Annotated in this window: 14 protein-coding genes; all 14 read left to right on the forward strand. The window is 45.4% G+C overall.

The window, feature by feature from the left end; all coding sequences use genetic code 11:
- The first annotated feature begins 32 nt into the window (after positions 1 to 32).
- The 14 genes from rplL to QWY22_RS00650 all read left to right on the forward strand — a co-directional run bounded on the left by rplL (position 33) and on the right by QWY22_RS00650 (position 19,863).
- Complete coding sequence (gene rplL / locus QWY22_RS00585; protein ID WP_300982491.1) at positions 33 to 392, forward strand: 50S ribosomal protein L7/L12; 360 nt, start codon at positions 33 to 35, stop codon at positions 390 to 392.
- 113 nt (positions 393 to 505) lie between these two features.
- The gene (locus tag QWY22_RS00590; protein ID WP_300982492.1) at positions 506 to 1,108 is read left to right on the forward strand and encodes a class I SAM-dependent methyltransferase; all 603 of its coding nucleotides are present in this window, start codon (positions 506 to 508) and stop codon (positions 1,106 to 1,108) included.
- A 215-nt stretch (positions 1,109 to 1,323) separates the two neighbouring features.
- Entirely contained in the window at positions 1,324 to 4,878 is a 3,555-nt protein-coding gene (rpoB, locus tag QWY22_RS00595) for a DNA-directed RNA polymerase subunit beta (protein ID WP_036803863.1), read from the forward strand.
- A 108-nt stretch (positions 4,879 to 4,986) separates the two neighbouring features.
- Positions 4,987 to 8,592 (forward strand): DNA-directed RNA polymerase subunit beta', encoded by a 3,606-nt coding sequence (gene rpoC / locus QWY22_RS00600; protein WP_300982493.1) that lies wholly within the window; start codon positions 4,987 to 4,989, stop codon positions 8,590 to 8,592.
- A gap of 132 nt (positions 8,593 to 8,724) precedes the next feature.
- Positions 8,725 to 8,973, forward strand: a complete 249-nt coding sequence (locus QWY22_RS00605; protein ID WP_036803868.1) for a 50S ribosomal protein L7ae-like protein — start codon at positions 8,725 to 8,727, stop codon at positions 8,971 to 8,973.
- A 100-nt stretch (positions 8,974 to 9,073) separates the two neighbouring features.
- On the forward strand, positions 9,074 to 9,493 hold the full coding sequence (gene rpsL / locus QWY22_RS00610) for a 30S ribosomal protein S12 (RefSeq protein WP_036803870.1): 420 nt from the start codon (positions 9,074 to 9,076) through the stop codon (positions 9,491 to 9,493).
- Positions 9,494 to 9,537: 44 nt separating this feature from the next.
- Positions 9,538 to 10,008, forward strand: coding sequence for a 30S ribosomal protein S7 (rpsG, locus tag QWY22_RS00615; RefSeq protein WP_036803872.1), 471 nt, complete (start codon positions 9,538 to 9,540; stop codon positions 10,006 to 10,008).
- 51 nt (positions 10,009 to 10,059) lie between these two features.
- Positions 10,060 to 12,138, forward strand: a complete 2,079-nt coding sequence (gene fusA / locus QWY22_RS00620; protein ID WP_036803874.1) for an elongation factor G — start codon at positions 10,060 to 10,062, stop codon at positions 12,136 to 12,138.
- Positions 12,139 to 12,253: 115 nt separating this feature from the next.
- A complete protein-coding gene (gene tuf / locus QWY22_RS00625; RefSeq protein WP_074511495.1) occupies positions 12,254 to 13,441 on the forward strand; it encodes an elongation factor Tu in 1,188 nt (395 codons plus the stop codon).
- Positions 13,442 to 13,777: 336 nt separating this feature from the next.
- The gene (gene ilvE, locus QWY22_RS00630; RefSeq protein WP_300982494.1) at positions 13,778 to 14,677 is read left to right on the forward strand and encodes a branched-chain-amino-acid transaminase; all 900 of its coding nucleotides are present in this window, start codon (positions 13,778 to 13,780) and stop codon (positions 14,675 to 14,677) included.
- A 352-nt stretch (positions 14,678 to 15,029) separates the two neighbouring features.
- Entirely contained in the window at positions 15,030 to 16,760 is a 1,731-nt protein-coding gene (ilvB, locus tag QWY22_RS00635) for an acetolactate synthase large subunit (protein ID WP_300982495.1), read from the forward strand.
- The gene (ilvN, locus tag QWY22_RS00640) at positions 16,757 to 17,269 is read left to right on the forward strand and encodes an acetolactate synthase small subunit (RefSeq protein ID WP_036803882.1); all 513 of its coding nucleotides are present in this window, start codon (positions 16,757 to 16,759) and stop codon (positions 17,267 to 17,269) included. The genes ilvB and ilvN overlap by 4 nt, the downstream gene beginning before the upstream one ends.
- A complete protein-coding gene (ilvC, locus tag QWY22_RS00645) occupies positions 17,208 to 18,335 on the forward strand; it encodes a ketol-acid reductoisomerase (protein ID WP_300982496.1) in 1,128 nt (375 codons plus the stop codon). Before ilvN ends, ilvC begins: the two co-directional genes overlap by 62 nt.
- Positions 18,322 to 19,863, forward strand: coding sequence for a 2-isopropylmalate synthase (locus tag QWY22_RS00650; RefSeq protein ID WP_300982497.1), 1,542 nt, complete (start codon positions 18,322 to 18,324; stop codon positions 19,861 to 19,863). The genes ilvC and QWY22_RS00650 overlap by 14 nt, the downstream gene beginning before the upstream one ends.
- Positions 19,864 to 19,878: the final 15 nt, after the last annotated feature.

Consider the following 19,878-nt stretch of genomic DNA (forward strand, 5'->3'; position numbering starts at 1 on the left):
AAAAAATTACCTTTCCATAGGAGGAAACTATAATGACACAAGAACAAATCTTAGACGCAATCAAAGAAATGACAGTTCTTCAACTTAACGACCTAGTAAAAGCAATCGAAGACGAGTTCGGCGTAACTGCTGCTGCTCCAGTTGCTGCAGCTGCTGCTGGCGGTGCTGCTGAAGAAGAGCAAACTGAATTTGACGTAATCCTAGCTTCTGCTGGCGATCAAAAAATCAAAGTTATCAAAGCAGTTCGCGAAGTTACTGGCCTAGGCTTGAAAGAAGCTAAAGCACTAGTTGACGAAGCTCCTAAAGCAATCAAAGAAGGCGCTACTAAAGAAGAAGCCGAAGAAATCAAAGGCAAACTTGAAGAAGTTGGCGCTTCAGTAGAAGTTAAGTAATTTCATCAATTTGTGAATAAGAAAGAAAGCTCGTCCGTATTTTCCGGCGGGCTTTTTTCTTCTTTCTGGATCAAACAATCCGGGATGAGCTGATAAAGGTAAGGAGGGCTCCAATGTCACAGCATTATTATTCCAAAAATCCTCAAACAAAAAGCAAACCTCAAGAATGGGCATATACGTTGCGGGGCGAGAAATTCCACTTCCAGACAGACACGGGTGTATTCAGCAAAAGCGATGTCGATTTCGGATCGCGTTTATTGATTGAGACTTTTGAAGATGCGGAGCAAGACGGCCCGATTCTGGATGTCGGCTGTGGGTATGGACCGATCGGAATGGCCATCGCAAAATCATTTCCTCAAAAAGAAGTGCATATGGTAGATGTGAACGCACGGGCGGTCGAATTGGCGAAAAAAAATGCCGAAAAAAACGGCATTCAAAACGTCCGGATTTATGAAAGTGACGGCTTGGCTTCGGTCGAATCGGAAGGGTTTTCTGCCATTTTGACCAACCCCCCGATTCGGGCGGGGAAAGAAACGATTTTTCGTTTTTATGAAGAAGCACATGAAAAATTGCAGAGTGGTGGTTCGCTGTGGGTAGTTATACAGAAAAAGCAGGGAGCTCCATCAACTCAGGAGAAATTAGAGGGGCTTTTCGGGAATTGTCGCACGGTTGACAAAAAGAAAGGTTACTTTATTTTTGAGGCAAGAAAAGTTTGACTTGACAAAACGGCTATGTTATTATAATGAAATGCAAAATTTATTATTTTGAGGTCGTTTGCCCTTTTTCGGGCATGGCATAGCGACAGTATTAATCACGGGTAAACCGGAAATGGGATGAATTTAGTCTCGTTTTCTTTTTGTCTTTTCGATATCATACACTATTTTGTAGGAATCGCAAAGACCTATAATCGTTTTATTGAGGGGTGAATAAGTTGGTAGGTCAACTAGTTCAGTACGGGCAACATCGTCAACGTAGAAGTTTTTCGAGAATTAAAGAAGTGCTCGAACTTCCTAACCTGATTGAGATCCAATCAGCGTCTTATGAGTGGTTCCTCGAAGAAGGATTGCGCGAAATGTTCCGAGACATCTCACCGATTGAAGATTTCACTGGAAATCTATCGCTTGAGTTCGTTGATTACAGTCTCGCAGAACCAAAGTATCCAGTCTCTGAATCGAAAGAACGGGACGTTACTTACGCAGCGCCACTTCGCGTGAAAGTGCGTCTACACAACAAAGAAACAGACGAAGTGAAGGAACAGGACGTCTTTATGGGTGATTTCCCATTAATGACTGAAACCGGAACTTTCGTGATCAATGGCGCTGAACGCGTTATCGTTTCTCAATTAGTGCGTTCACCAAGTGTTTACTTCCACGACAAAACCGACAAGAATGGTAAAAAAGGCTTTGGAGCGACGGTTATTCCAAACCGTGGTGCTTGGCTTGAATATGAAACCGATGCAAAAGATGTCGTGTATGTCCGAATCGACCGCACACGTAAATTGCCGGTAACTGTTCTTTTGAGAGCGCTTGGTTTCGGCTCCGACCAGGAAATCATCGATTTGCTTGGCGACAACGAATACCTGCAAAATACGCTTGAAAAAGATAATACGGAAAGCACGGAAAAAGCGTTGCTTGAAATTTATGAGCGCTTGCGTCCGGGCGAACCGCCAACAGTGGAAAGCGCGAAAAGCTTGCTTTACTCACGCTTTTTCGACCCAAAACGCTATGATTTAGCAAATGTGGGCCGCTACAAAATGAACAAAAAGCTGCACATCAAAAACCGCCTTTTCAATCAGACGATTGCGGAAACATTGGTGGATCCGGAAACGGGTGAAATTTTGGTTGAAGCAGGCACAGTTATTGACCGACGTGTCTTGGACCGTTTGATTCCTTACCTGGAAAGCGGCGTTAACTTCCATACCGTTTCTCAAACAGGCGGCGTTCTTGAAGGCGATGTTACATTGCAGTCAGTGAAGATCTACGCGCCGAATGATGAAAACCAAAAAGAAATCAATGTCATCAGCAATGCTTACATCGAAGACAAGATCAAACATGTAACGCAGGCTGATATCATTTCATCTATCAGTTACTTCTTTAACCTTCTTTACGGAGTTGGAAACACAGATGACATCGATCACCTGGGTAACCGTCGTCTTCGTTCAGTTGGGGAATTGCTGCAAAACCAATTCCGCATCGGTTTGTCCCGTATGGAACGTGTTGTGCGTGAGCGGATGTCAATTAATGACACACAGGCAATCGTGCCGCAGCAATTGATCAATATCCGTCCGGTTATTGCATCTATTAAAGAATTCTTCGGTAGTTCTCAGCTTTCCCAGTTTATGGACCAAACAAACCCGTTGGGCGAATTAACACACAAACGCCGTCTATCAGCGCTTGGACCTGGTGGTTTAACGCGTGAACGTGCCGGCTTTGAAGTGCGCGACGTTCATTACTCGCATTATGGCCGTATGTGTCCGATTGAAACACCTGAGGGTCCGAACATCGGGTTGATCAACACGCTTTCCACTTTCGCGAAAGTGAACAAATTCGGTTTCATTGAAACCCCTTATCGCCGGGTTGACCCGGAAACGGGAATCGTAACACCGCAAATCGACTACTTGACAGCTGACGAAGAAGATAATTACGTAGTAGCTCAGGCCAACTCGCGCTTATCGGATGATGGGTCGTTCGTAGAAGAAGAAGTAGTGGCACGTTTCCGTGGGGAAAACACATTGATCAAACGCGACCGCATTGATTATATGGACGTTTCTCCGAAGCAAGTCGTTTCAGTGGCGACAGCGTGTATCCCGTTCCTTGAAAACGATGACTCCAACCGGGCATTGATGGGAGCGAACATGCAGCGCCAGGCGGTTCCATTGTTAAATCCGGAAGCGCCTTTTGTGGGGACTGGGATGGAGCATTTGGCCGCACGTGATTCAGGAGCAGCAGTCATTGCAAAATATGACGGCATTGTTGAATCGGTTGAAGCGAGAGAAATCAAAGTACGCCGTATTGAAGAAGTGGATGGCCGGGAAGTAAAAGGCGATCTTACATCTTATAAATTACAGAAGTTTGTCCGCTCCAACCAAGGAACGAGCTATAACCAGCGTCCGATTGTAAAAGTCGGCGACCGGGTATCACCACGTGATATTTTAGCAGATGGACCTTCGATGGAACGCGGAGAAATGGCACTTGGCCGCAACGTATTAGTAGCATTCATGACTTGGGACGGCTTCAACTATGAAGATGCGATCATCATGAGTGAGCGTTTGGTGAAAGACGATGTGTATACATCTGTCCATATTGAAGAATATGAATCAGATTCGCGCGATACGAAACTTGGGCCGGAAGAAATCACACGCGACATCCCGAATGTCGGTGAAGATGCGCTTCGCAACCTTGACGACCGCGGAATCATCCGTGTCGGCGCAGAAGTGAAAGATGGCGACATCCTTGTTGGGAAGGTCACTCCAAAAGGGGTTACCGAACTTACAGCGGAAGAACGTCTCTTGCATGCGATTTTCGGTGAAAAAGCACGTGAAGTGCGCGATACGTCTCTACGAGTGCCACACGGCGCCGGCGGAATCGTCCTTGATGTGAAAATTTTCAACCGCGAAGACGGCGATGAATTGCCACCGGGTGTAAACCAATTGGTGCGCGCATACATCGTTCAAAAACGTAAAATCCAAGTCGGGGATAAAATGGCCGGACGTCACGGGAACAAAGGTGTAATCTCACGCATCCTTCCAGAAGAAGATATGCCGTTTATGCCGGACGGAACTCCTGTTGACATCATGCTTAACCCGCTTGGCGTACCATCACGGATGAACATCGGACAAGTACTTGAGCTTCACTTAGGTATGGCATCCCGTTCACTTGGAATTCATATGGCATCTTCAGTATTTGATGGAGCCAATGAAGAAGACGTGTGGGAAACAATGGAAGAAGCAGGCATGCCGCGCGACGGAAAAACCGTTCTTTATGATGGCCGTTCAGGGGAAGCATTTGATAACCGTGTATCTGTAGGAATCATGTACATGATCAAACTTGCACACATGGTCGATGACAAATTGCACGCCCGTTCTACTGGTCCTTATTCATTAGTTACGCAACAGCCTCTTGGCGGTAAAGCGCAATTCGGTGGACAGCGTTTTGGTGAGATGGAAGTTTGGGCTCTTGAAGCATATGGAGCTGCCCATACCCTCCAAGAAATCTTAACGGTGAAGTCGGATGATGTTGTAGGACGTGTGAAAACTTATGAAGCAATTGTTAAAGGTGAGAGTGTTCCAGAGCCAAGCGTTCCGGAATCATTCAAAGTTTTGATCAAGGAACTTCAAAGTTTAGGTATGGATGTTAAAATGTTGACGATTGACGACGAAGAAATTGAATTGCGCGATTTGGATGAAGAAGAAGACCTTCAGCCTGCGGATTCATTGAATATCCTGCCAATTGCAGATACCGAAGCACCTGTTGGAACAGTTGATTGATAAAATTTTGGAAGCGGACGGTCCAAGCCTGCCGTCCGGCTTCTAATCACTTGGTCTTAAACGAGGACAAGCCGTACAGAAACTCGAGACAAAAGGGAGGTAGGCTCCTTGATAGATGTTAACAATTTTGAGTATATGAAAATCGGATTGGCGTCACCCGATAAAATCCGCTCATGGTCTTATGGAGAAGTCAAAAAGCCAGAAACAATTAACTACCGTACACTAAAGCCAGAAAAAGACGGTTTGTTCTGTGAACGTATTTTCGGTCCTACAAAAGACTGGGAATGCCATTGCGGAAAATACAAACGCGTCCGTTATAAAGGTGTAGTCTGCGATCGCTGTGGCGTTGAAGTCACACGTTCAAAAGTACGCCGTGAGCGCATGGGCCACATTGAACTTGCAGCTCCTGTATCACATATTTGGTATTTCAAAGGAATTCCGAGCCGCATGGGCCTTATCTTGGACATGTCTCCGCGTTCACTTGAAGAAGTTATTTATTTCGCTTCTTATGTAGTGATCGATCCTGCGGATACACCGCTTGAAAAGAAACAGCTTCTTTCGGAAAAAGAATACCGCGCTTATCGCGATAAGTTCGGCAAAAAATTCCAAGCTGCAATGGGTGCTGAAGCAATCAAACGACTTCTGCAGGAAATCGATCTTGAACGCGAAACAGATTCATTGAAAGAAGAATTGAAAACTGCTCAAGGACAACGCCGCACACGTGCAATCAAACGCCTTGAAGTAGTGGAATCTTTCCGTAATTCCGGAAACAATCCGGACTGGATGATTCTTGATGTTCTTCCGGTTATTCCACCGGAATTGCGCCCGATGGTTCAATTGGACGGCGGACGTTTTGCGACTTCTGACTTGAACGATTTGTATCGTCGCGTAATTAACCGGAACAACCGCTTAAAACGCTTGTTAGACCTTGGTGCACCTAGCATCATCGTTCAAAACGAAAAACGTATGCTGCAGGAAGCTGTTGATGCGTTGATCGATAACGGCCGCCGCGGCCGTCCTGTTACTGGACCGGGTAACCGTCCATTAAAATCTCTTTCTCACATGCTGAAAGGGAAACAAGGGCGTTTCCGTCAAAACCTTCTTGGTAAACGTGTTGACTATTCAGGCCGTTCCGTTATTGTTGTAGGACCGAACTTGAAAATGTACCAGTGCGGATTGCCGAAAGGAATGGCGATTGAGCTTTTCAAGCCTTTTGTCATGAAAGAACTTGTTGAACGTGGCTTAGCCCATAACATCAAGAGCGCAAAACGCAAAATCGAGCGTTTGCATTCAGAAGTTTGGGATGTACTCGAAGACGTGATCAAGGAGCATCCGGTTCTATTGAACCGTGCACCAACGCTTCACAGACTCGGTATCCAGGCGTTTGAACCAACGCTTGTGGAAGGCAAAGCAATCCGTCTTCATCCGCTTGTATGTACTGCATACAACGCCGATTTTGATGGTGACCAAATGGCCGTCCACGTACCGCTTTCTTCTGAAGCACAAGCGGAAGCTCGCCTTCTTATGCTTGCTGCCCAGAACATTTTGAACCCGAAAGACGGAAAACCGGTTGTAACTCCATCTCAGGATATGGTTTTAGGAAACTATTACTTAACACTTGAGCGCAAAGGGGCTACAGGGGAAGGTGCCACATTCTCTGGACCTGAAGAAGTATTTGTTGCTTATCAGACAGGGCATGTTCACCTTCATACAAGAATTGCAATTCTTGCTGGTTCTTTGAAGAATCCGACGTTTACAGAAGAGCAGAACAAAATGCTCCTATTGACATCTGTCGGCAAAATTATCTTCAATGAAATTCTGCCGGAGTCGTTCCCGTACATTAACGAACCGACTGATTATAATTTGCAGGTGGAAACGCCAGCGAAATATTTTGTGCCAACTACCACAGATATCCGCACATATATCGCGGAAGCTGAATTGGTAACGCCATTCAAGAAGAAAATTCTTGGTGAAATCATTGCCGAAGTGTTCAAACGTTTCCACATCACGGAAACTTCAAGAATGCTTGACCGCATGAAGAGCCTTGGATTCAAATATTCAACACAAGCGGGTATTACCGTTGGGGTTGCCGATATCGTCGTACTTCCTGATAAAGGTGAAATCCTGGTTGATGCCCAAGCGAATGTTGATAAAGTGATGAAACAATTCCGCCGCGGATTGATTACTGAAGAAGAACGTTATGCACGCGTCATCTCTTATTGGAGCAATGCAAAAGATATCATTCAGGAAAAACTGATGGCATCTCTTGATAAATTAAACCCGATTTATATGATGAGTGACTCCGGAGCCCGAGGTAACGCATCCAACTTTACTCAGCTTGCTGGTATGCGCGGACTTATGGCCAACCCGGCTGGACGCATTATCGAACTTCCAATCAAATCTTCTTTCCGTGAAGGTTTAACGGTACTTGAATACTTCATCTCTACTCACGGTGCGCGTAAAGGTCTTGCCGATACAGCACTGAAAACAGCCGATTCCGGTTACTTGACTCGCCGTTTGGTAGACGTAGCACAAGACGCTATTGTCCGCGAAAACGACTGTGGCACAGACCGCGGATTGCTGGTAGGAGCATTGATGGAAGGCACTGAAGTGATTGAAGAGCTGGATGAGCGTATTTTAGGCCGCCATGCGAAGAAAACAATCCGCCACCCTGAAACAAAAGAAGTGATTGTAGCGAAAGACGAATTGATCACGCAAGACCTGACTCGCTTGATTATGGAAGCAGGCATTAAAGAAGTGACAATCCGTTCTGCGTTTACATGTAATACGAAACACGGCGTTTGTAAGAAATGTTACGGCACGAACTTGGCAACTGGCGACGAAGTTGAAGTGGGCGAAGCAGTAGGTATTATTGCAGCTCAATCAATCGGTGAGCCGGGAACTCAGCTTACAATGCGTACATTCCATACAGGCGGGGTTGCGGGAGACGATATTACACAAGGTCTTCCACGTATCCAGGAAATTTTTGAGTCAAGAAATCCGAAAGGCCAAGCGGTTATTTCAGAAATCAACGGTACGATTACCGAAGTGGATGAAATCCGTGAAGGCCAAAAAGAAATCACGATTCAAGGGGACGTCGAAACACGCAAATACTTGGCGCCATATAATGCGCGTCTAAAAGTCCAAGTGGATGATGTTATCCGCCGCGGCGAAGTATTGACGGACGGTTCGATTGATCCGAAACAATTGCTGCAAGTAAAAGATGTTCAATCTGTTCAAGTGTACTTGCTGAAAGAAGTTCAAAAAGTATACCGTATGCAAGGGGTAGAAATCGGCGATAAGCACGTTGAAGTTATGGTTCGACAAATGTTCCGTAAAGTCCGCGTCATTGAAGCTGGAGATACTGACTTGCTGCCAGGTTCACTATTGGATATTCACCAGTTTACAGAAGCGAATGAAAAGGCTGTTCTAGAAGGCAACTTGCCAGCGACAAGCCGCCCAGTCATTCTTGGTATTACCAAAGCTTCTCTTGAAACAGAATCATTCCTATCAGCCGCATCGTTCCAGGAAACGACTCGTGTCCTTACGGATGCAGCGATCAAAGGAAAACGCGATGAGCTGTTAGGCTTGAAAGAGAATGTTATCATCGGCAAACTTGTTCCAGCTGGAACAGGAATGCAGCGTTACCGCCAGATTAAAATTGCGCGCAGCGAAAAAGAAGCGCAGCAGGAAATCGTCGGCACAGAATCATAAGTTAATCTGTTCCGGGGAGTTTTTTCCAAACTCCCCGGGATTTTTTAAGAATACTGTTGACATCAAATTCATACAGTGATAATATGTTGAGGGTTGATGGTTTAACCGTCTGACACTTTGGAGGATATGCAAATGTCTTATGAAAAAGTAAACCAGGCAAACAAAACAATCATAGGTACAAAGCAAACAGTAAAAGCCTTAAAAAGCGGCATTGTCCAAGAAGTAATAGTGGCAAAGGACGCGGACGATCGAATGACTGAACAGATTATTCAGCTAGCTAGAGAAAAAGGTATTCCGATCGAATTTGCAGAATCACGCTTAAAGCTTGGCAAAGCATATGGCATTCATGTCGGAGCAGCTGCTGTAGCGATTACTGGATAACAGTTTTTGTGTGCAAAACACAAAAACTTTGTTTTTACCCAAAAAATGATCCACCTGGATATGTGGAATTAGAACACCTTTTGAGAGGAGGAAAAAATCGATGCCTACAATTAACCAATTAGTTAACAAGCCTCGTAAACCAAAAAGCACTAAATCAGACTCACCAGCGTTAAACAAAGGATATAACAGCTTTACAAAGTCACAGACTAACGTAAGCTCTCCTCAGAAACGCGGAGTTTGCACACGTGTTGGTACAATGACACCGAAGAAACCTAACTCTGCATTGCGTAAATACGCACGTGTACGGTTAACAAACCAAATTGAGGTTAATGCTTACATCCCTGGAGAAGGCCACAACCTTCAAGAGCACAGTGTAGTTCTTCTTCGCGGCGGACGCGTAAAAGATTTACCGGGTGTGCGTTACCATATCGTACGTGGAGCACTTGATACAGCTGGAGTAAACGGCCGTATGCAAAGCCGTTCCCTATACGGAACAAAACGTCCTAAAGTCAAAAAATAATAAGTTAAAATAACGAAGTGATTTCGTTGAAAGGAGGAACACACATGCCTCGTAAAGGTCCTGTATCGAAACGTGACGTGTTGCCAGATCCAATTTATAACTCCAAATTGGTGACACGCTTAATTAATAAAATGATGGTTGACGGAAAAAGAGGTACTTCACAAAAGATCCTATACGGAGCGTTCGAACTAGTTAAAGAACGCAGCGGAAAAGATCCAATCGAAGTATACGAACAAGCGTTGACAAACGTAATGCCAGTTCTTGAAGTACGTGCTCGCCGTGTTGGTGGAGCTAACTACCAAGTACCGGTTGAAGTTCGCCCTGAACGCCGTACAACTTTAGGCCTTCGCTACCTTGTAAACTACTCACGCCTGCGTGGAGAGAAAACAATGGAAGAACGTTTGGCTAACGAAATTCTGGATGCTGCAAACAACACTGGAGCTTCAGTTAAAAAACGTGAAGATATTCACAAAATGGCAGAAGCGAACAAAGCGTTTGCTCACTACCGCTGGTAATTTCTTTCAAGATGTAAAAATCTTAATCCGAGATGGAAGGAGAAAAACAACATGGCTAGAGAGTTCTCCTTAGACAAAACACGTAATATCGGAATCATGGCACACATTGATGCCGGTAAAACGACTACTACGGAGCGTATTTTATATTACACAGGCCGTATCCACAAAATCGGCGAAACGCATGAAGGTGCTTCTCAAATGGACTGGATGGAGCAAGAGCAGGAGCGTGGAATCACGATCACTTCTGCTGCGACAACAGCTTCATGGAAAAACCACCGTGTTAATATCATCGATACTCCAGGACACGTAGATTTTACAGTAGAAGTTGAACGTTCATTGCGCGTTCTTGATGGTGCTGTTACAGTTCTTGATGCTCAATCAGGTGTTGAGCCTCAGACTGAAACGGTTTGGCGTCAAGCTACTACTTACGGAGTTCCACGTATTGTATTCGTCAACAAAATGGATAAAATCGGAGCAGATTTCCTTTACTCTGTAAAGACTTTGCACGATCGTCTACAAGCAAATGCCCACCCGATTCAATTGCCAATCGGCGCAGAAGATGAGTTCTCAGGGATTATTGACCTTGTTGAAATGAACGCACGCTTCTATGCGAATGATTTGGGAACTGATATTACTGAAGGTGATATTCCGGAAGAATACAAAGAGCTGGCTGAAGAATGGCGCACTAAACTAGTGGAAGCTGTTGCTGAGCTTGATGAAGATTTGATGGAAAAATACCTGGGCGGCGAAGAGATCACGAAAGAAGAACTTAAAGCAGCAATCCGTAAAGGAACGTTGGATGTTGAGTTCTACCCAGTGGTATGCGGAACTGCATTCAAAAACAAAGGTGTTCAATTAATGCTTGATGCAGTAATTGATTACCTGCCATCACCACTTGATGTACCACCGATGACTGGTGTTCTTCCAGATTCAGACGAAGAAGTATTGCGTCGTCCTGATGAAGATGAGCCATTCTCTGCACTAGCATTTAAAGTAATGACAGATCCTTATGTAGGGAAACTAACGTTCTTCCGCGTATATTCTGGTACTCTTAAATCTGGTTCATACGTTCAGAACTCGTCAAAAGGCAAGCGTGAGCGCGTAGGTCGTATCCTGCAAATGCACGCAAACTCCCGCGAAGAGATCTCTGAAGTATATTGCGGAGATATCGCTGCTGCAATCGGCTTGAAAGATACTTCTACTGGAGATACTTTAAGTGACGAGAAACACCAAGTAATCTTAGAGCGCATGGTGTTCCCGGAACCGGTTATTTCATTGTCGGTAGAGCCGAAATCAAAAGCGGACCAAGACAAAATGGGTCAAGCCCTTGCTAAATTGCAAGAAGAAGATCCAACTTTCCGTGCACATACAGATCAGGAAACTGGTCAAACAATCATCGCAGGTATGGGTGAGCTTCACCTTGATATCCTCGTTGACCGTATGCGCCGTGAGTTTAACGTAGAAGCTAACGTGGGTGCACCTCAGGTATCTTACCGTGAGACATTCCGCAGCTCTGCACAAGTTGAAGGTAAATTCGTACGCCAATCTGGTGGACGCGGACAATTCGGACACGTATGGATTGAATTCTCTCCAAACGAAGAAGGAGCAGGCTTTGAATTTGAAAATGGTATCGTTGGTGGTGTTGTTCCTCGTGAATATATCCCAGCTGTTGAAGCGGGTCTTCGCGATTCTCTAGACAACGGTGTTATTGCCGGCTATCCATTGATCGATATTAAAGCTCGTTTGTTCGATGGTTCTTACCATGATGTTGACTCCAACGAAATGGCATTTAAAGTAGCTGCTTCAATGGCTCTTAAAAATGCGATTTCTAAAGTTAACCCGGTTATTCTTGAACCGATTATGCGTGTTGAGGTTGTTATCCCTGAGGAGTACCTTGGAGATATCATGGGTGACATTACGTCACGCCGCGGCCGTGTAGAAGGTATGGATGCTCGCGGAAACGCGCAAGTTGTCCGTGCGATGGTTCCACTTGCAGAAATGTTTGGTTATGCGACTTCATTGCGTTCTAATACGCAAGGCCGTGGTGTGTTCTCAATGCACTTCGATCACTATGAAGAAGTACCAAAATCAATTTCTGAAGAAATTATCAAAAAAAATAAAGGTCAATAATTGAATTTTGACCTTTAATAAAGTATAAATAGTTTGTATGCCTGGAATAATAGGGCCCTGTTATTCCGGCACTTCAAACAACTAATTAACTTACATTTCGAGGAGGATTTTTCTAATGGGAAAAGCTAAATTTGATCGCTCTAAAACACATGCGAATATTGGTACAATCGGTCACGTTGACCATGGTAAAACAACTTTAACTGCTGCAATCGCTACAGTTCTTGCTAAAGCATCAGGCGGGGAAGCTCGTTCTTACGACCAAATCGATAACGCACCTGAAGAAAAAGAACGCGGTATCACTATCAATACTTCACACGTTGAGTATGAAACTGCTTCTCGTCACTACGCACACGTTGACTGCCCAGGACACGCTGACTATGTTAAAAACATGATCACTGGTGCTGCACAAATGGACGGCGGGATCCTAGTAGTATCTGCTGCTGACGGCCCAATGCCACAAACTCGTGAGCACATCCTATTGTCTAAACAAGTAGGTGTTCCTTACCTAGTTGTATTCATGAACAAATGTGACATGGTAGACGACGAAGAACTTCTTGAACTTGTTGAAATGGAAGTTCGCGATCTTCTTTCTGAATATGACTTCCCTGGCGATGACATTCCTGTCATCAAAGGTTCTGCTCTTAAAGCTCTTGAAGGAGAAGCAGAATGGGAAGAAAAAATCATGGAATTGATGAACGCTGTTGATGAGTACATTCCAACTCCAACACGTGACACTGACAAACCATTCATGATGCCTGTTGAGGATGTATTCTCAATCACTGGCCGTGGTACGGTTGCTACTGGACGCGTTGAACGCGGACAAGTTAAAATCGGTGACACTGTTGACATCATTGGTCTTACTGAAGAACCAAAAGCTACAACTGTAACAGGTGTAGAAATGTTCCGTAAATTGTTAGACTATGCTGAAGCTGGCGACAACATCGGTGCACTTCTTCGCGGGGTTTCTCGTGATGACGTACAACGTGGACAAGTATTGGCTAAACCAGGCACAATCACTCCACACACTGAGTTCACTGCTGAAGTTTACGTTCTTTCAAAAGAAGAGGGTGGACGTCACACTCCATTCTTCTCAAACTACCGTCCACAGTTCTACTTCCGTACAACTGATGTAACTGGTGTTTGTAACCTTCCTGAAGGCGTAGAAATGGTTATGCCTGGAGACAACATTGAAATGACTGTTGCTTTGATCTCTCCAATCGCTATCGAAGAAGGCACTAAGTTCTCTATCCGTGAGGGTGGACGTACTGTAGGCGCTGGCGTCGTAGCTAAAATCACTAAATAATTTTATTAAGTATCGAAACTCCCGGTTTATCTTTTGATAAGCCGGGAGTTTTTTTGCGTTTACCAGCAGACAATTGTCTGCTCTTTTTTAGTATATGAGGTATATAATATATTGCATTCACAAATTTTTCATAAAATTTTTCATTTCTTCGAAAGCTTGATGTTAAAGCAATGGAAACGCATACATAGAGAAACAATATTCAAAATAGACTAAAAAATTAGATAAAGTCGATTGACACGCCTTAAAATAGGCGATATGATAGCAACAATTTACAAGAGCACATAAGAATCTGATAACTCGAGATCAATAAATCTTTTGGAGAAAGAAGTGGAAAGCATGGGAGAACAACTAATCTACTTGAATGGTGAATTTGTTAGAAAAGAAGATGCTAAAGTTTCAGTCTATGATCACGGCTTCTTGTACGGAGACGGAGTGTTCGAAGGAATTCGTTCTTATAACGGGAACGTCTTTCGATTAGAAGAACATTTAGAACGTCTTTATGATTCGGCAAAGTCAGTCATGCTAGAAATTCCACATACTTTCGAAGAAATGACGAAGTTAGTAGTCGAAACACTTCGGCGCAATGAGTTAAAAGATGCTTACATTCGATTGATTGTTTCAAGAGGGGTCGGCAACCTTGGGATTGACCCATTAACGTGTTCAAGGCCAAGCGTCATTGTCATTGCTGAAGCTTTATCCTTATTTCCAAAGTCGCTTTACGACAATGGCATTGAAATTGTTTCAGTGGCAACCCGGAGAAACCGTTCGGATGTGTTAAGCCCGAAAGTGAAATCGCTGAATTACATGAACAATATCCTAGTAAAAATTGAAGCCAATCTGGCCGGTGTATCGGAAGCGCTTATGCTGAATGATCAAGGCTATGTAGCTGAAGGCTCGGCTGATAATATATTCATTGTCCGAAAGAACAAAATACTAACGCCTCCTGGTTATGTCGGAGCACTTGAAGGAATTACGCGAAACGCCATTATGGAAGTTGCTGCTCAAAAAGGCTACGAAGTTCAAGAAGGGGTCTTTACAAGACATGATGTGTATGTCGCTGATGAAGTGTTCTTAACAGGAACGGCTGCAGAAGTGATTGCAGTTATTAAAGTGGATGGACGAGTAATTGGGGACGGCAAACCGGGTCCTGTTACAAATGATTTGCTTGCTTCTTTCCGGGAACTCGTTCAGCAAGATGGAGTAAAAGTATACGACGAACATTTAAATGCAGTTTAAGCAAATAAATAAAATTTCATAACGCCAACTCAATGACGAGGTTAAAGTTAATGGAAATTGTATTCACAGAGAGCCGGTACTGGTGGAAGCCGGCAATACTCCCATTCGCGACATCCCCTCTGAGTGGAGTGCTTAAAGGTTCAGACTGATTAGGCATTCTCGGTAGCCGGCTCCATAAGGCTATCGTTAACAATAGATAAGCATAGCTTATCTGTGAGGCTGCGGTTGCGCGGCGAAATAGGGTGGTACCATGAAGCTTTTTCATCCCTATACAAAGAACAAGTTTCTTTGTGTAGGATGAAAAAGCTTTTTTTATTCTACTGAAGACATCATCCAAAAGGAGGCGGACAGAATGGGTGTAAACCTTAAAGTAAGAGAAGAAACAAAACAGAAGCTGAAAGGCAGCGGGGCAGATGTCCTGATTCAATCGTTGAAAGAACAAGGTGTTGAAGTAATTTTCGGTTACCCGGGAGGGGCGGTACTTCCCATTTACGATGCCTTGCACAGAAACCCCATCCGGCACGTACTTGCAAGACACGAACAAGGCGCGATCCATGCGGCAGAAGGGTATGCCCGGGTATCAGGGAAAACGGGTGTGGTTATTGCCACTTCGGGCCCTGGAGCCACCAACCTCGTAACAGGAATTGCAGATGCGATGCTCGACTCGCTGCCACTGGTCGTTTTCACCGGGCAAGTTGCCAGTACGGTCATTGGAACGGATGCTTTCCAGGAAGCGGACATCATCGGGATCACACAGCCGATCACCAAACACAATTACCAAGTGAAGAGCGTAGCGGATTTCCCGAGAATCATCAAAGAAGCATTTTACATTGCTTCAACGGGGCGCCCGGGACCGGTCGTTGTAGACATTCCCAAAAACATCTCAACGGAAATGTTTTTAACGGACTATCCGCAGAATGAGCAAGTGAATCTGCCAGGCTACCAGCCGACGACGAAACCGAATTACCTGCAGATCCAAAAAGCCGGCCAAGCATTGTCGGAAGCGAAAAAACCATTAATTCTTGCAGGTGCAGGGGTTTTAGCTGCTCAAGCATCTGAAGAGCTTCAGATGTTTGTAGAACAGCACAAGGTTCCTGTCACGAATACCTTATTGGGACTCGGCTCTATCGGAGGAGATCATCCACTGTTTCTGGGAATGGCCGGAATGCACGGAACCTATACAGCCAACACAGCCATTTGCGAATGCGATCTACTCATCAATATTGGTGCCCGTTTCGATGACAGGCTGACCGGAAACTTGGCACATTTTGCACCGAATGCGAAAGTGATACACATTGACATCGATCCAGCTGAAATCGGAAAAAATGTTCCTACTGACATCCCTATTGTGGCCGATGCGAAAGAAGCGCTGCAGGCATTATCCAATCAAAGTTTCGAATCGCCGGATACGGAGGTCTGGCTGCAGCATTTAACAGCAAACCGGGAAGAATACCCGCTTCACTATAAAGCCGATAAAGAACGCGGAATTCTACCTCAACAAGCGGTCGAATTGATTCACCGCTTAACCGGCGGAGATGCGGTCGTTACAACTGACGTCGGACAGCATCAAATGTGGACAGCGCAGTATTACAGATTCAATCATCCCCATAACTGGGTAACGTCAGGCGGCTTAGGGACAATGGGCTTCGGCTTCCCGGCTGCAATTGGAGCCCAGTTGGCAAGGCCGGACGAAACGGTCGTTGCGGTGGTTGGAGACGCCGGGTTCCAGATGACGCTGCAGGAACTGTCGCTGCTGCAGGAACTGCGCCTTCCGGTAAAAGTAGTGATCTTAAACAACCAAAGCCTTGGCATGGTAAGGCAATGGCAGGAAACGTTTTATGAAGAGCGCTACTCTCAATCGTTGATTCATGTACAACCGGATTTTGTGAAATTGGCTCACGCCTACGATATCGAAGGATACAAAGTGGAAACGATGGAACAAGCGGAGAAAGTATTTGCAGAAGCGTTTGCTTCAACCGGACCGGTGTTGATCGATTGCCGGGTGGTGCAAATGGAAAACGTTTATCCGATGGTTGCGCCAGGCAAGGGGCTGAATGAAATGATCGGAGTGAAAGGCGAATGAAGCGAGTAATAACAACAACGGTAATCAATCAAAGTGGCGTATTGAACCGGGTAACCGGCTTGTTGATGAAACGGCAATTCAACATTGAAAGCATATCGGTCGGGCACACAGAACAGCCGGGAATGTCGAAAATGACCTTTGTCGTCAATGTAGAGGATAAAGGGAAGCTGGAACAGCTGCTGAAGCAGCTTCAAAAACAAATTGACGTAATCAAAGTTCATGATATTACAGACAAGGCGATGGTCATGAGAGAACTGGCGATGGTGAAAGTGGTGTCGCCGCCTTCGGTACGAAATGAGATTTACGCGATTGTCGAACCGTTCCGGGCGACGGTCGTCGATATGAGCAAGAATGTCACTACTTATCAAGTTGCAGGCGATCCGGAGAAAATCGAGGCATTCATTGATTTAATGAGGCCTTACGGCATTAAAGAAATTACCCGGACAGGTGTATCGGCGTTTGTGCGGGAAACGCAAAAAGCGCAAACCGAACAAGTATCCATTCTTTAAAAAACCCAAACACTCGAGGAGGAAATTAAAAATGGCAAAAATGTATTATAACCAAGACGTAAACGAACAGGTATTAGAAGGAAAGACAATCGCAATCATCGGCTATGGTTCGCAGGGACACGCACATGCTCAGAACTTAAAGGAATCCGGATTTGATGTCGTGGTCGGTGTAAGGCCCGGAAAATCATTCAAGCAGGCGCAAGAAGACGGCATGAACGTAACAACGGTAAAAGAAGCGGCACAGGCAGCTGACGTGATCATGATCTTAGTGCCGGACGAGAAACAGACGAAAATCTACAACGAAGAAATCAAACCGGCATTGACGGCTGGCAAATCACTCGTTTTCGCACACGGCTTTAATGTTCATTTCAACCAAATCGTCGCACCGGAAGATGTGGATGTCTTCTTGGTAGCTCCAAAAGGTCCAGGGCATTTGGTTCGCCGTACATACGAAGCGGGGGCAGGTGTACCGGCGTTAATCGCCATCCATCAAGACGTTTCGGGTCAAGCGCAGGAAGTGGCGCTCGCTTATGCAAAAGGCATTGGTGCTGCACGTGCGGGAGTTCTGGAAACGACGTTCAAAGAAGAAACAGAAACGGATCTATTCGGTGAGCAAGCTGTACTTTGCGGCGGAGTCACTTCCTTAGTGAAAGCTGGATTTGAAACTTTAGTAGAAGCGGGCTATCAGCCGGAAGTCGCGTACTTCGAGTGTATGCACGAATTGAAATTGATCGTCGATTTGATGTACGAAGGCGGCTTATCCGGAATGCGCTACTCGATTTCAGACACTGCGCAATGGGGAGATTTTGTATCAGGACCGCGAGTTGTGGATGCAGCGACAAAAGGCCGCATGAAAGATATCTTGACCGATATCCAAACTGGGAAGTTTGCAAAAGGTTGGTTGCTTGAAAATCAATTGAACCGTCCGGAATTCACAGCCATCGAAAAAGCGGAAGAAAATCATCAAATCGAACAGGTGGGCAGAGTGCTTCGCGAAATGATGCCATTCGTCAACGAAGGCAAAAAGACAAAAACAAAAGAGGTGGTCGCCAGTGCGAAAAATTGACATCTTTGATACAACGCTACGGGACGGAGAACAGTCGGCCGGGATCAACTTGAACACTGCTGAGAAAATCGAAATCGCTCGCCAACTCGAACGTTTTGGCGCGACGATCATTGAGTCAGGATTTCCGGCAGCTTCACCAGGAGATTTCGATGCAGTCCAGCGCATCGCAGGAACAGTAAAAAATTCAATCGTGACGGGCTTGGCCCGTTCGGTTGAAAGTGATATTGCCACTGCATGGGAAGCGTTGAAAGGCAGCGAACAGCCGCATGTCCATATCTTCCTGGCAACCTCACCGATTCATATGGAACATAAATTGATGAAAACGCCGGAACAGGTCGTTGAGACGGCCGTAGCTTCTGTTAAGTACGCCAAGCAGTTCTTTCCGCTAGTGCAATGGTCGGCAGAAGACGCGTCCCGTTCCGAACCTGAATTTTTGGCCCGCATTATCCGGGAAGTCATTAAAGCAGGCGCCACAACCATCAACCTTCCAGATACAGTCGGTTATGCGACGCCGCAAGAATACGGTGCATTGTTCCGCTACATTACGGAAAACGTAGTTGGCATTGAAAACGTCAAGCTGTCGGCACACTGCCATAATGATCTTGGCATGGCAACAGCAAATACTTTGGCTGCCATTGAAAACGGCGCTACGCAAATTGAAGGCACAATCAACGGCATTGGTGAACGGGCAGGAAACGTGGCACTTGAAGAAATTGCCGTTGCTCTTCATATCCGCAAACAAGTTTATAGTGTTGAAACCGATATTCATTTAAAAGAAATCAAGCGCACCAGCCAATTGGTCAGCCAATTGACCGGCAGCATTATTCAGCCGAACAAAGCGGTAGTCGGCAAAAATGCCTTTGCCCACGAATCGGGCATCCACCAGGACGGCATGCTGAAAAACCCGTTGACTTATGAAATTATTACGCCGGAATTGATTGGCGATGCGAAAACCGAATTGGTGCTCGGCAAACATTCCGGCAGACACGCATTCAAAGACCGTGCACTTAAAATGGGCTTTGAATTGAGTGAAGAAAAGTTGAAAAAAGCCTTTGTGGAATTCAAGAAACTGGCGGACCGCAAAAAAGTCATCGTGGAAGATGATTTGCTAGTCTTGCTGACTGACCAGCAAATCAATGACAGCGAAATTCCAGTCTACAAATTGGAAAATGTCCAAGTGCATTACGGTACAGCGAATATCCCGACGGCAACGGTTTCGGCTTATCAGCCAAACGGAGAGTTGGTGACAGAAGCCGCAACGGGCGCCGGATCGGTTGAAGCGATATTCAACACCTTAGAGCGCATCGTTGCCGGTGAAGTCCACATTCTTGATTACCGGGTCACGTCGATCGGCAAAGGGCGCGACGCACTGGGCGAAGCGGTGATCAATATGACGTATGACGGCGAGACTGTCACTGGACGAGACGTCGCACAGGATGTTTTGGAAGCGACAGCAAAAGCTTACTTAAATACAGTCAATCGCCAATTGGTGAAAGCGGGACAAAAAGTAAAAGTAGCAGTGGTATAAAACGGATGAATCGAA

The organism is Planococcus liqunii, from assembly GCF_030413595.1.
Lineage (GTDB): Bacteria > Bacillota > Bacilli > Bacillales_A > Planococcaceae > Planococcus > Planococcus liqunii.